The sequence below is a fragment of the Streptomyces sp. NPDC002817 genome, assembly GCF_053592055.1.
In genome coordinates this window covers 260,782-272,963 of record NZ_JBSFUY010000001.1, presented here as the reverse complement: position 1 = coordinate 272,963, position 12,182 = coordinate 260,782, and the positions used below count along the sequence as shown (strand labels likewise).

Here is a 12,182-nt window from a genome sequence, read left to right as displayed (position 1 = left end):
CCCTTCACAAGCGCACAAACACCTCTACGCGCCAGTAGATTTACGCACTGCACAAGGGGCGCCCGGCCCTTCCCAGGCGGCATCTCACCTGGGACAACGGCGAGTTACGGAATCACAACGACAGGGCGCTTCGCCCGCTTGGCGAGCCGCCCCGCGACGGACCCGAAGATCCGCCCGACGAGTCCGTGCGTGGAACCGACGACGATCGCGTCCGCCTCGTACTCCCGCCCGACCTCTTCGAGTTCATGGCAGATGTCGCCGCCGCGCTCGACGAGGATCCACGGCACCTCGGCGAGATAGTCCGCGCAGGCGAGCTCGAGTCCGAGCACCTCGGTGCGATGGTCCGGCACATCCACGAAGACCGGTGGCTCGCAGCCGGCCCACACGGTCGTGGGCAGCCGGTTGGCGACGTGGACGATGATCAGGCCCGAGCCGGAGCGGTGGGCCATGCCGATGGAGTACGCGAGCGCGCGCTCACTGGATGTGGAGCCGTCGAAGCCGACCACTACGCCGTGCTTGAAGGCGGGGTCGCAGGAATGGCGTGGCTCTTCCGCCGCCAGGGGCTCGGCCGCCGTGGGGTCGGCGACGGGCCGCTTGCGGTCCGCGGGTTCAAAGAATTCGTGACCGGCCATGGCTGTCTCGGCGTTGTGATCCTTTTTGGGAGGGACGACAGTGTGCGGCGGAGCTGTGTCCGGGAATCATCTTCCCAACCCCATACCCCCAAGGGTACGGCGGCACGCCTCCTTAGCCCAGATCCCGCGCACGGTCGGTGGGGGTTCCAGGGAGCATGCACGAGGGTGCGCCCGTAACGCAATGGTTGCTGCGCTGTACAGGCGGTTTGCACAGGATTCACGCCACCGTACGGTCCTGACGGCCGTACGCGCAGTGACCGACCGCTCGAACACGCGTTGAACCCGGCAGTCACGCCCCAGGGAGCAACAGATGTCCGGACACCGACCCCCCTCCGAGGACTCCGCCACGGACGTGGTCCGCTGGGCGGTGTTCAGCTGCGTCCTCGTCCCCGTGGTCCTTCTCTGGTACGGCACCTCGCTCGCCGGCGCGGCGGGCACGGCCCTCGGCCTGGCCGCCGTCACGGCCGTCTGCCGGGTGCTGCTGCGCCAGTCGGAGCGCGGTGCGGCCCGGCTGCTCGCCGAGGAGAGCGCGCCCCATCGTGGCCGTCATCACAGGACCGGAACCGGGGCTCATCGAGGCGGTCGTCACACTGGGGGAAACTCACCGGTCGCTTGACCGGTTTCCGCGCACGGACCCGTATCTTTTCAGCCAACTTCCGGCTACCGCGCATCCGTTGCCCCCACCACCCCCCACCCCCCGTTCGACCTGCACGGAAAGGGTCTCCGAGGCCCCTCGCACCCTACGTGGATTGGCCACTACGACGAGGCGCACTTCCCTGCACGGCCCACGAGTGCAACGCTTCGTGATCGAATGCTTCACGCCAAGTTGCCATGTCGACAATGTGCCGGTTGCCGAACTGGTCACCCCGGCACCACTGGACACAGTAGATTCGATCTTGACGTCTTACGGCGGGGGACTCGTGCAGGACCGAGGGGAAACGTGCAGGAGCGACACAACCGAGGAGCCGCGACCACCGAGGGGGGCTTAGCAGTATGAGCCACGACTCCACTGCCGCGCCGGAAGCCGCGGCCCGGAAACTTTCCGGGCGACGCCGCAAGGAGATCGTCGCGGTGCTGCTGTTCAGCGGCGGCCCCATCTTCGAGAGTTCCATACCGCTGTCGGTGTTCGGGATCGACCGCCAGGACGCCGGCGTGCCGCGCTACCGCCTACTGGTGTGCGGCGGCGAGGAAGGCCCACTGCGGACCACAGGGGGCCTGGAACTCACCGCGCCACATGGCCTGGAGGCGATCTCACGGGCAGGCACGGTCGTCGTGCCGGCCTGGCGTTCGATCACCTCGCCACCACCGGAGGACGCGCTCGACGCACTGCGCCGGGCGCACGAAGAGGGCGCCCGCATCGTCGGGTTGTGCACCGGCGCCTTCGTCCTGGCCGCGGCGGGGCTGCTGGACGGCCGTCCCGCGACGACACACTGGATGTACGCACCGACGCTGGCCAAGCGCTATCCGTCGGTACACGTGGATCCACGCGAACTGTTCGTCGACGACGGCGACGTACTGACATCGGCCGGTACCGCGGCCGGAATCGATCTCTGCCTCCACATCGTGCGGACGGACCACGGCAACGAGGCGGCGGGCGCGCTGGCCCGGCGTCTGGTGGTCCCCCCGCGCCGCTCCGGCGGTCAGGAGCGCTATCTCGACAGGTCTTTACCAGAGGAGATCGGCGCCGACCCGCTCGCCGAGGTCGTCGCCTGGGCGCTGGAGCACCTCCACGAGCAGTTCGACGTGGAGACGCTCGCCGCGCGCGCCTACATGAGCCGTCGCACGTTCGACCGCCGCTTCCGCTCGCTCACCGGCAGCGCGCCGCTGCAGTGGCTGATCACCCAGCGGGTGCTCCAGGCGCAGCGGCTGCTCGAGACGTCGGACTACTCGGTGGACGAGGTCGCGGGGCGCTGCGGCTTCCGTTCGCCGGTGGCGCTGCGCGGGCACTTCCGCCGTCAGCTGGGCTCGTCGCCGGCGGCGTACCGCGCGGCGTACCGGGCGCGGCGTCCGCAGAGCGACAGGCCGACCGAGAGCGACGGAGCCACGGGCCCGGTGGGCCCGACACCCGTCCTCCATCCGGAGGGCGGCCCGGTCCCGCTCCAGACCCGGCGTACGGCGGCGGCGAGCTCGATGGGCCCGGCGACCCAGCTGTCGGCGAGCCTGCCGGGACAGCGCAGCGGATCGTAACGACGTACCCGAACGCCGGACGGGATGACCGACTCATCCCGTCCGGCGTTCGGGCGTGCGCTCAGGTCCGCCGCACCGCCGGGCCTCCCAAAAGGCGACGTCAGCTTTAGGGTGGTCGCATGAACGATCGCATGGTGTGGATCGACTGCGAGATGACCGGCCTCTCGCTGTCCGACGACGCGCTCATCGAGGTTGCCGCCCTCGTCACCGACTCCGAGCTGAACGTACTCGGCGAAGGAGTGGACATCGTCATCCGACCGCCGGATCAGGCGCTGGAGACGATGCCGGAGGTGGTGCGTCAGATGCACACCGCGTCCGGGCTCCTCGACGAGCTCGCCGGCGGCACGACGCTGGCCGCCGCCGAGGAGCAGGTCCTCTCCTACATCCGGGAACACGTCAAGGAGGCCGGCAAGGCCCCCCTGTGCGGCAACTCCGTGGGCACCGACCGCGGCTTCCTGCTCCGGGACATGCCGACGCTGGAGGACTACCTCCACTACCGGATCGTCGACGTCTCCTCGGTGAAGGAGCTGGCCCGGCGCTGGTACCCGCGGGCCTACTTCAACAGCCCCGAGAAGAACGGCAACCACCGCGCCCTCGCCGACATCCGCGAATCCATCGCGGAGCTGCGCTACTACCGCGAGGCCGTGTTCGTGCCGCAGCCCGGCCCCGACTCGGACACCGCGAAGACGATCGCCGCGAAGTACGTCCTGCCTGCTCAATAGGTGCGTCAGGGTCCGCCGAAGGGGCGCCGTAAAAGCCGTGCACGAGCACCCCCTCGGACCCTGTACACTTTTTCTCGGCCGGTCAGGGAAACCTGAAGCAGTAAATCCGGTCGTGGTGGGTGTAGCTCAGCTGGTAGAGCACCTGGTTGTGGTCCAGGAAGTCGCGGGTTCAAGTCCCGTCACTCACCCTTAGTGATCAGCCGGTGACCTTGATACAGAGGTCACCGGCTGATTCGTTTTCCCGGGAGCCCACGTGCACACCGAACTCATCCGCACGGCCCGTCTCGACCTCCTCCCCCTGCGCGTGGACCACGCCGAGGAGATGTCGGCCGTACTCGCCGACCCGGCCCTGCACACCTTCATCGGCGGAACGCCCCTGACCGTCGAGCAGCTACGAACGCGCTACGGACGTCTGGTCACCGGCTCCCCCGACCCGGCCGTCTCCTGGCTCAACTGGGTCCTGCGCCGGCACGCGGACGAAACCCTCATCGGCACCGTCCAGGCCACGGTCACGGGTAAGCACCGGGCGGAGATCGCCTGGATCATCGGCACCCCCTGGCAGGGCCAGGGCCTGGCCTCGGAGGCGGCCCGGGGGCTGGTGACCTGGCTGGTCCGCCATTACGTCCGGACCGTCACGGCGCACATCCACCCGGACCACACCGCGTCAGCGGCGGTCGCCACCGCCGCGGGCCTGCTCCCCACCGACGAACAACACGACGGCGAGACGCTCTGGCGCCTGTCGCTGGGCGCCTGAAGCGGACCACCAACCGCCTTGCGCTCCTGCGGGGTTGGCGGCCGCCCTACGACGACGTACGCTCCACCAGCTCCGTGGCCAGCACCACCTGCCGCCTCTCCAACCCCCGCGACACCGCCGGGCGGCGGTCCGCGATCTCGGTGAGGAGAAGGTCGATCATGTGGCGGCCCATCTCGGCGATGGGCTGGCGGACGCTGGTGAGGGGCGGGTCCATGTGGCGGGCGATGGCGGAGTCGTCGTAGCCGACGAGGGCGACGTCGTCGGGGATGCGGCGGCCCGCCTCGCGGAGCGCCTGGCGGGCACCGGCCGCCGTGACGTCCGAGGCGGCGAAGACCGCGTCCAGGTCGGGAACGCGGGCCAGCAGCGCGGCCATCGCGCGGGTGCCGCCCTCCTCCGAGAAGTCACCCGCTTCGATCAGGTTCTCGTTCGCCTCCAGGCCCGCCTCGCGCAGCGCGTCCCGGTAACCGTCGATACGGCGCTGGGCACCGTACACATCGAGGCGTCCCGTGATGTGCGCTATGCGGGTGCGACCACGGGACAGCAGGTGCTCCACCGCCTGCCGGGCGCCGCCGTAGTTGTCCGAGTCCACCGAGGGAAGCGTTTCCGCCGCCGAGCGCGGACCGCTGATCACCGACGGTATCTCCAGCTGGGCCAGCAGATCCGGCAGCGGGTCGTCCGCGTGCACCGAGACCAGCAGCACCCCGTCCACGCGATGCGCCGCCAAGTACTGGGCCAGCCGCTGCCTTTCACGGTCGTTGCCCGCGAAAATCAGCAGCAGCTGCATCTCCGTGTCGGAGAGCTCGGCCGCGACGCCCTTCAGCATGTCCGAGAAGTACGGCTCGGCGAAGAACCGGGTCTCCGGCTCGGGGACGACCAACGCGATCGCGTCCGTCCGGTTGGCCGCCAGCGCACGCGCCGCCGTGTTCGGGACGTAGCCGAGCTCCGCGACCGCCGCCTCCACCGCCGCGCGGGTCGCGTCACTGACCCGGGGCGAGCCGTTGATCACCCGGGAGACCGTGCCGCGGCCGACTCCGGCACGCGCGGCCACCTCTTCGAGGGTCGGCCGGCCACCGCTCCGGCCCCGCGCTCCGTGGGTTGCCATGGGCTCCGCCTTCCCGCCGTATGTTGACGCTGGCCTGGAATGTAACAGTCCTGTCCATCACAGCGAGCGTCCCTGGGGGCTGCCGTCCCCAGACCTCCGAGTCGGCCCGAAGGGCCTCGTCCTCACATGCCGGACAGGCCGAAAAGGATCGGCCGGTGTCCGACCCCCGAGTTAGTTAACAGGCCGATAACTGAAGACATATCTCCTCGCCGACTCCCTTGACACCCCCGCCAAGACCGACGACTCTTCAACTCATCACTGATGGGAGCGCTCCCACAGTACCTGACACATACACATCCCGCACGTTCCCCGCCCGAGCCGCCGCGAGAACTAACGGGCCCAACACTGCAGTTGGCCGGGGGGTCGGCACGTCAGGGCAACAGGAGGACTCAATGCGAGCACGTACCCGAACCGCCCGTCGCAGGGTGGTGGTCCTCGCGGCCGTCGCGTCGCTGGGCGCCGGGCTGCTGGCCGGCTGTGCCGACGACGGTAAAGACGACGACGGAGGCTCGTCGTCGGAGGGCGGCGGCGGCAAGACCAAGATCACTCTCGGCCTCTTCGGCACCGCCGGCTTCGAGGAGTCCGGCCTGTACAAGGAGTACGAGAAGCTCCACCCGGACATCGACATCCAGCAGACCGTCGTCGAGCGCAACGAGAACTACTACCCGGCGCTGATCAACCACCTCACCACCAACAGTGGTCTCCAGGACATCCAGATGGTCGAGGTCGGCAACATCGCCGAGATCGTCGGGACCCAGTCCGACAAGCTGCTCGACCTGTCGAAGTACGGCAAGAAGAGCGACTACCTGGAATGGAAGTGGGAGCAGGCCACCACCAAGGACGGCGCGACCATCGGTGTCGGCACCGACATCGGCCCGATGGCCATCTGCTACCGCACGGACCTGTTCAAGGCGGCCGGTCTGCCCACCGACCGCGAGGAGGTCGGCAAGCTGTGGGCCGGCGACTGGAACAAGCTCATCGACGTCGGCAAGCAGTACAAGGCGAAGGCACCCAAGGGCACCACGTTCCTGGACTCCCCCGGTGGTCTGATCCAGTCGATCCTCAGTGGTGAGAAGGACCGGTTCTACGACGCCTCCGGCAAGGTCATCTACAAGACGAACCCGGCCGTCAAGGACGCCTTCGACCTCACCGCGCAGGCAGCCGAGGACGGACTGATCGGCAACCAGACCCAGTTCCAGCCGGCCTGGGACACCACGATCGCCAACAGCAAGTTCGCCGCGATGTCCTGCCCGCCGTGGATGCTCGGCTACATCAAGGGCAAGTCGAAGCCCGAGGCGGCCGGCAAGTGGGACATCGCCCAGGCGCCGAAGTCCGGCAACTGGGGCGGGTCCTTCCTGACCGTGCCCAAGTCCGGTAAGAACACCGAGGAGGCCGCGAAGCTGGCCGCCTGGCTGACCGCACCCGAGCAGCAGGCCAAGCTCTTCGGCGTCCAGGGCAGCTTCCCGAGCACCCCGGCCGCGTACGACTCGACCGAGGTGAAGAGCGCGAAGAACGACATGACCGGTGACGCGCCGATCGGCACGATCTTCGCCGAGGCCGCCAAGAACATCCCTGTCCAGACGATCGGCCCGAAGGACCAGATCATCCAGCAGGGTCTGACCGACAACGGCGTCATCCTGGTGACCCAGGGCAAGTCCGCCAAGGACGCCTGGGACAACGCCGTGAAGACCATCGACAACAACCTGGACCAGTGACCCGTATGACCACTGGGCACGAAACCGCTGCCGCGCCCCCCACCAAGGAGGGGGGCGCGGCCCCGGCCCGCCCGCCCGCGGGGCCCTCCGACGACGAGCGCCGCCGGGCCCGGCTGTCCCGCCGCTGGCAGCGGGACATGCGCTGGAGCCCGTACGCCTTCGTCTCGCCGTTCTTCCTGCTGTTCCTCGCGTTCGGCCTGTTCCCGCTGATCTACACCGGCTGGGCCTCGCTGCACCAGGTGGAGCTGACCGCGCCCACCGACATGAACTGGGTGGGCTTCAAGAACTACACCCGGATCTTCGACGACGACTTCTTCTGGAACGCGGCGAAGAACACGCTGACCATCGGGATCATCTCGACGGTGCCGCAGCTGCTGATGGCGATGGGCCTCGCGCACATCCTCAACTACAAGCTGCGCGCCTCGACCTTCTACCGGGTCGCGATGCTCGCCCCGTACGCGACGTCGATCGCCGCCGCCTCGCTCGTCTTCGTCCTGCTCTTCGGCCGTGACTACGGCATGATCAACTGGGCGCTGAACCAGGTCGGCATAGACAACATCGACTGGCAGAACGACAAGTGGCCCTCGCAGATCGCGGTCTCCACCATCGTCATCTGGCGGTGGACCGGGTACAACGCGCTGATCTACCTGGCGGCGATGCAGGCGATCCCGCAGGACCTGTACGAGTCCGCCGCCCTGGACGGGGCCAGCCGCTGGAAGCAGTTCCTGCATGTGACGCTGCCCGCGCTGCGGCCGACGATCCTGTTCACGGTGGTCGTCTCCACCATCGGCGCGTCCCAACTCTTCGGCGAGCCGCTGCTGTTCGACGCCAGCAAGGGGGCCTCCGGCGGATCCCAGCACCAGTTCCAGACGCTCGGCCTGTATCTGTACGAGCAGGGCTGGGTCAACCACCACCTGGGCCGTGCCTCCGCGATCGCCTGGACGATGTTCCTGATCCTCATCGTCATCGGGATCGTCAACTACGTCATCTCGCGCCGGCTGCGCGCCAGTAGTTAGGAGAACCGGCCGTGACGACGACACTGACTCCGCCCACCGACACGCCCCCGCAGAAGACCAAGCGGGTACGGCGTCCCAAGGCCGCCCGGGCGGGCGGCACCCTGCACGGCGGACCGATCGCGTATCTGATCCTGATCGTGTTCACGCTCGTCTCGCTGTTCCCGCTGGTGTGGACGGCGATCGCCGCTTCCCGCGACAACCAGCGGCTCGCCGAGAACCCGCCGCCGTTCTGGTTCGGTTCGGGACTCTTCGACAAGCTCGAACTCGCCTGGACCGACGCCAACCTGGGCGAGGCGTTCATCAACACCACGTTCGTGGCGGGGGTTTCGGCGATCACCATCGTGATCCTGTCGACGATCGCCGGGTTCGCCTTCGCCAAGCTGCGGTTCAAGGGCCGTAACGCCCTGATGCTGATCGTGATCGGCACCATGATGGTGCCGCCGCAGCTGAGCGTGATCCCGCTGTACATGATGGTCGCCAAGCTCCAATGGGCCGACCAGCTGCAGGCGGTGATCCTGCCCTCGCTGGTCAGCGCGTTCGGCGTGTTCTTCATGCGGCAGTACCTGCTCCAGGCGCTGCCCGACGAGATCATCGAGGCGGCCCGGGTGGACGGCGCGAGCAGCTGGCGGGTGATCTGGCACGTGGTGTTCCCGGCCGCCCGGCCCGCGATGGCCGTGCTCGGCATGCTGATGTTCGTGCAGACCTGGAACGACTTCCTGTGGCCGTTCCTGGTGCTCACCCAGAACGGCAGTCCGACCGTGCAGGTCGCGGTCGCGGGCCTGGGCCGCAGCTACACGCCCGACACTGCCCTGATCATGGCCGGCGCGCTGCTCGGCACGCTGCCGCTGCTGGTCGTCTTCGCGATCTTCGGCAAGCAGATCGTCGGCGGCATCATGCAGGGCGCCGTCAAGGGCTGACCTCTGCTTCCGGGGGCCGGGTCATCGCCGCCTCGGCCCCTTTACTTCCCCCCATCTACCCGTCGGTCTCCACGACCTCCAATGGGAGCGCTTCCATGCCTGAGCCCGCTACGCCGGCGACCCCGGTGACCTTTCCCCCCGCCTTCCTCTGGGGCGCCGCCACCTCGGCGTACCAGATCGAGGGGGCGGTGCGGGAGGGCGGCCGTACGCCCTCGATCTGGGACACCTTCAGTCATACGCCCGGCAAGACCGCCGGCGGCGAGCACGGTGACATCGCTGTCGACCACTACCACCGCTACCGCGACGACGTGGCGATGATGGCGGACCTCGGCCTGAACGCGTACCGCTTCTCGATCTCCTGGTCCCGGGTGCAGCCGACGGGCCGGGGCCCGGCGGTCCAGGTCGGTCTGGACTTCTACCGGCGTCTGGTGGACGAGCTGCTCGCGGCCGGCATCAAGCCGGCCGTCACCCTGTACCACTGGGATCTGCCGCAGGAACTGGAGGACGCGGGCGGCTGGCCGGAGCGTGACACGGCCTACCGTTTCGCCGAGTACGCGCAGATCGTCGGCGAGGCGCTCGGCGACCGGGTGGAGCAGTGGATCACCCTCAACGAGCCCTGGTGCAGCGCCTTCCTGGGCTACGCGTCCGGGGTGCACGCGCCCGGCCGCACCGACCCGGCGGCCTCGCTGAAGGCGGCCCATCACCTGAACCTGGCGCACGGGCTGGCCACTTCGGCCCTGCGGTCGGCGATGCCGGCCCGCAACTCGGTGGCGCTGAGCCTCAACTCCTCGGTGGTGCGGCCGGTTTCGCAGGACCCGGCGGACCTGGCCGCGGCCCGGAAGATCGACGACCTGGCCAACGGGGTCTTCCACGGTCCGATACTGCACGGGGCGTACCCGGATTCGCTGTTCGCGGCGACGGAGCTGATCACGGACTGGTCCTACGTCGAGGACGGCGACCTGCGGGCGATCAACCAGCCGCTGGACGCGCTGGGCCTCAACTACTACACGCCGGCGCTGGTGTCGGCGGCGGACAACGATCTGAGCGGTCCACGCGCGGACGGCCACGGGGCGAGCGAGTTCTCCCCGTGGCCGGGCGCGGACGACGTCGCCTTCCACCAGACTCCGGGCGAGCGCACGGAGATGGGCTGGTCGATCGACCCGACGGGCCTGCACGAGCTGATCATGCGCTACACACGCGAGGCCCCGGGCCTGCCGCTGTACATCACGGAGAACGGCGCGGCCTACGACGACAAGCCCGACCCCGACGGCCGGGTCCACGACCCGGAGCGCATCTCCTACCTCCACGGCCACCTCGCCGCGGTCCGCCGCGCGGTCTCGGACGGCGCGGACGTGCGCGGCTACTACCTGTGGTCGCTGATGGACAACTTCGAGTGGGCGTACGGCTACGAGAAGCGGTTCGGCGCGGTCTACGTCGACTACGCGACCCTCGCGCGTACGCCGAAGTCCAGTGCGCTCTGGTACGGGCAGGCGGCCCGCACCGGAACGCTTCCGCCGGTGGCGGTGGCCGAGTAGGGGCGGCCCCACCACCATCTCGGGGGGAAACCGGGGGAGGGGCGCGGCATCCGAGGGGGATGCCGCGCCCCGGCCCGTGGGGGGCGTCAGTTGTAGGCCGCGAACGCCTTCGAGAACGCGTGCTGGTCCTGGACGATCGAGCTGCAGGTGGCGTCGGCGTAGTTCTTCGCGCCGCCGGGGCACTGCTTGTCGCGGGTGGCCGACCACATGGACAGCCGGCCGAGGCCCTTGGACTGGGCGAAGTTCACCAGCTGGGTGGCGTCGTCGACCTTGAAGATCTCGGTGGTGACGTCGTTGACGCCGATCATCGGGGTGACGGCCACGGCCTTCCAGGCGGCGCTGTCGGAGAGACCGAGGACGCTCTTGACCTGGGCCTGGGTGGCGGTGGCGGCCTGTTCGGCGTAGGTGCCCATGTCGCCGCTGTAGGCCGGGCCGTAGTCCATCGCCATGATGTTGACGGTGGTGATGTCGACACCGTTCTTCCTGGCGTCGGCGAGCAGGTCCACGCCCGCCTGGGTCAGGCCCTCCGGCATCACCGGGATGGTGAAGGAGACATCCAGGTCCGGGTGGTTCTTCTGGAGTTCGGCTATGGCCTGGGCGCGGCGCGTGTTCGCCGCGGTGTCGGGCAGCGCGCCGCCCTCGACGTCGAAGTCGACCTGGGTGAGGTCGTAGGCGGCCACGGCCTTCTCGTACGCCGCCGCCAGTGCGGCCGCCGACGAGCACGTCGTCGCCAGCTCCGAGCCCGCCGCGCCGCCGAACGACACCCGGACGTCGCCGCCCTTGGCCCGCAGCTCGCCGATCTGGGCGGCCACGGCGTCGCTCGCGAGGTCGGTCACACCGCCCCACTTCGGGGTGCAGCCGCCGCCGTCGGTGACGAAGGCGAGGTTGTAGTCCTTGACGCCGGTGGCCTCGGCGGTGGCAACCAGGTCGAACGCCGGGTAGAGGGAGGTGTCGACGTAGGGGGCGAAGCCGGCGCTCGTCGTGGTGCCGGTGCCGCTGCTGGTCGAGGGGGATGCGGTGGCCGTGGGGGTGCCGGTCGCCGTCGGGGCCGGGGTGGCCGTCGGGGTCGGGGTCGCCGTCTCGGTCGGGCGGCCGCTGGGCTCCGGCGTGGCACCGTCGTCGGCGGAGCACGTGGCATCGTCGATGAGACAACCGGCCGGGTCGCCGGTGCCGTTGACCACGAAGCCGACGGTGACGGACTTGCCGGGTGCCAGGCCTTCGGTGTCCCACTTGGCCGGCCGCACGGTGACGTGCTGCCCGCTGACGCTCGACTCGGCGTTCCAGAGCGAGCTCAGCCCGGACCCGGACGGCAGGTCGAACTCCAGCGTCCAGTCCTTCTCGGTCTCCCCGCTGTTGTTCGTCACGACGTACTGGGCGGTGTAGCCGGTCGACCAGTCACTGGTCCTGGTGTACGCGGCGCCGACCCCGGCCGCCTGAGCCGTACCGGTGAGCAGGATCGCGCCGCCGCCGACCACGGCCGCGGCGACAGCCCCGGCGATCACCTTGTTTCTGCCGCTCACCTTGCGCCGGTGCGTGCTCATGACGTGCCTGCCTTTGTTGTTCGGGGGTGGGGTGCGGCAGCACGCTAGCGAGCTCGAATCG

11 protein-coding genes and 1 tRNA gene are annotated in these 12,182 nt (G+C 69.2%); 9 read left to right on the top strand and 3 right to left on the bottom strand.

Annotated elements, in window-relative coordinates; genetic code table 11:
• Positions 1-104 precede the first annotated feature (104 nt).
• Positions 105-632, bottom strand: coding sequence for a universal stress protein (locus ACWD3I_RS01260; protein ID WP_046260901.1), 528 nt, complete (start codon positions 630-632; stop codon positions 105-107).
• 310 nt (positions 633-942) lie between these two features.
• Here ACWD3I_RS01260 and ACWD3I_RS01255 point away from each other — a divergent pair, with 310 nt between their 5' ends.
• The 5 genes from ACWD3I_RS01255 (at position 943) to ACWD3I_RS01235 (ending at position 4,295) form a co-directional block, all read left to right on the top strand.
• Entirely contained in the window at positions 943-1,248 is a 306-nt protein-coding gene (locus ACWD3I_RS01255; RefSeq protein WP_365400374.1) for a hypothetical protein, read from the top strand.
• Between the two features lie 377 nt (positions 1,249-1,625).
• Positions 1,626-2,819, top strand: coding sequence for a helix-turn-helix domain-containing protein (locus ACWD3I_RS01250; RefSeq protein WP_365400371.1), 1,194 nt, complete (start codon positions 1,626-1,628; stop codon positions 2,817-2,819).
• 119 nt (positions 2,820-2,938) lie between these two features.
• Entirely contained in the window at positions 2,939-3,541 is a 603-nt protein-coding gene (gene orn, locus ACWD3I_RS01245; protein WP_046260903.1) for an oligoribonuclease, read from the top strand.
• Positions 3,542-3,656: 115 nt separating this feature from the next.
• Positions 3,657-3,729: transfer RNA gene (locus ACWD3I_RS01240), tRNA-His, on the top strand.
• Between the two features lie 65 nt (positions 3,730-3,794).
• Positions 3,795-4,295, top strand: a complete 501-nt coding sequence (locus ACWD3I_RS01235; protein WP_365400368.1) for a GNAT family N-acetyltransferase — start codon at positions 3,795-3,797, stop codon at positions 4,293-4,295.
• 46 nt (positions 4,296-4,341) lie between these two features.
• Here the strand turns inward: ACWD3I_RS01235 and ACWD3I_RS01230 are convergent, their stop codons facing one another.
• On the bottom strand, positions 4,342-5,397 hold the full coding sequence (locus tag ACWD3I_RS01230; RefSeq protein ID WP_365400365.1) for a LacI family DNA-binding transcriptional regulator: 1,056 nt from the start codon (positions 5,395-5,397) through the stop codon (positions 4,342-4,344).
• A gap of 392 nt (positions 5,398-5,789) precedes the next feature.
• Between ACWD3I_RS01230 and ACWD3I_RS01225 the strand changes: the two genes are divergently transcribed.
• The 4 genes from ACWD3I_RS01225 (at position 5,790) to ACWD3I_RS01210 (ending at position 10,580) form a co-directional block, all read left to right on the top strand.
• Complete coding sequence (locus ACWD3I_RS01225) at positions 5,790-7,112, top strand: ABC transporter substrate-binding protein (protein WP_365400362.1); 1,323 nt, start codon at positions 5,790-5,792, stop codon at positions 7,110-7,112.
• Positions 7,113-7,117: 5 nt separating this feature from the next.
• Positions 7,118-8,128: a carbohydrate ABC transporter permease gene (locus ACWD3I_RS01220; RefSeq protein ID WP_365400359.1), complete on the top strand. Its 1,011-nt coding sequence runs from the start codon at positions 7,118-7,120 to the stop codon at positions 8,126-8,128.
• A gap of 11 nt (positions 8,129-8,139) precedes the next feature.
• Positions 8,140-9,045 (top strand): carbohydrate ABC transporter permease, encoded by a 906-nt coding sequence (locus tag ACWD3I_RS01215; protein ID WP_365400356.1) that lies wholly within the window; start codon positions 8,140-8,142, stop codon positions 9,043-9,045.
• A gap of 95 nt (positions 9,046-9,140) precedes the next feature.
• The gene (locus tag ACWD3I_RS01210; RefSeq protein WP_365400353.1) at positions 9,141-10,580 is read left to right on the top strand and encodes a GH1 family beta-glucosidase; all 1,440 of its coding nucleotides are present in this window, start codon (positions 9,141-9,143) and stop codon (positions 10,578-10,580) included.
• 86 nt (positions 10,581-10,666) lie between these two features.
• On the opposite strand, the gene ACWD3I_RS01205 is transcribed toward ACWD3I_RS01210, so the two are convergent.
• Entirely contained in the window at positions 10,667-12,121 is a 1,455-nt protein-coding gene (locus ACWD3I_RS01205) for a glycoside hydrolase family 18 protein (protein ID WP_365400350.1), read from the bottom strand.
• Positions 12,122-12,182 lie beyond the last annotated feature (61 nt).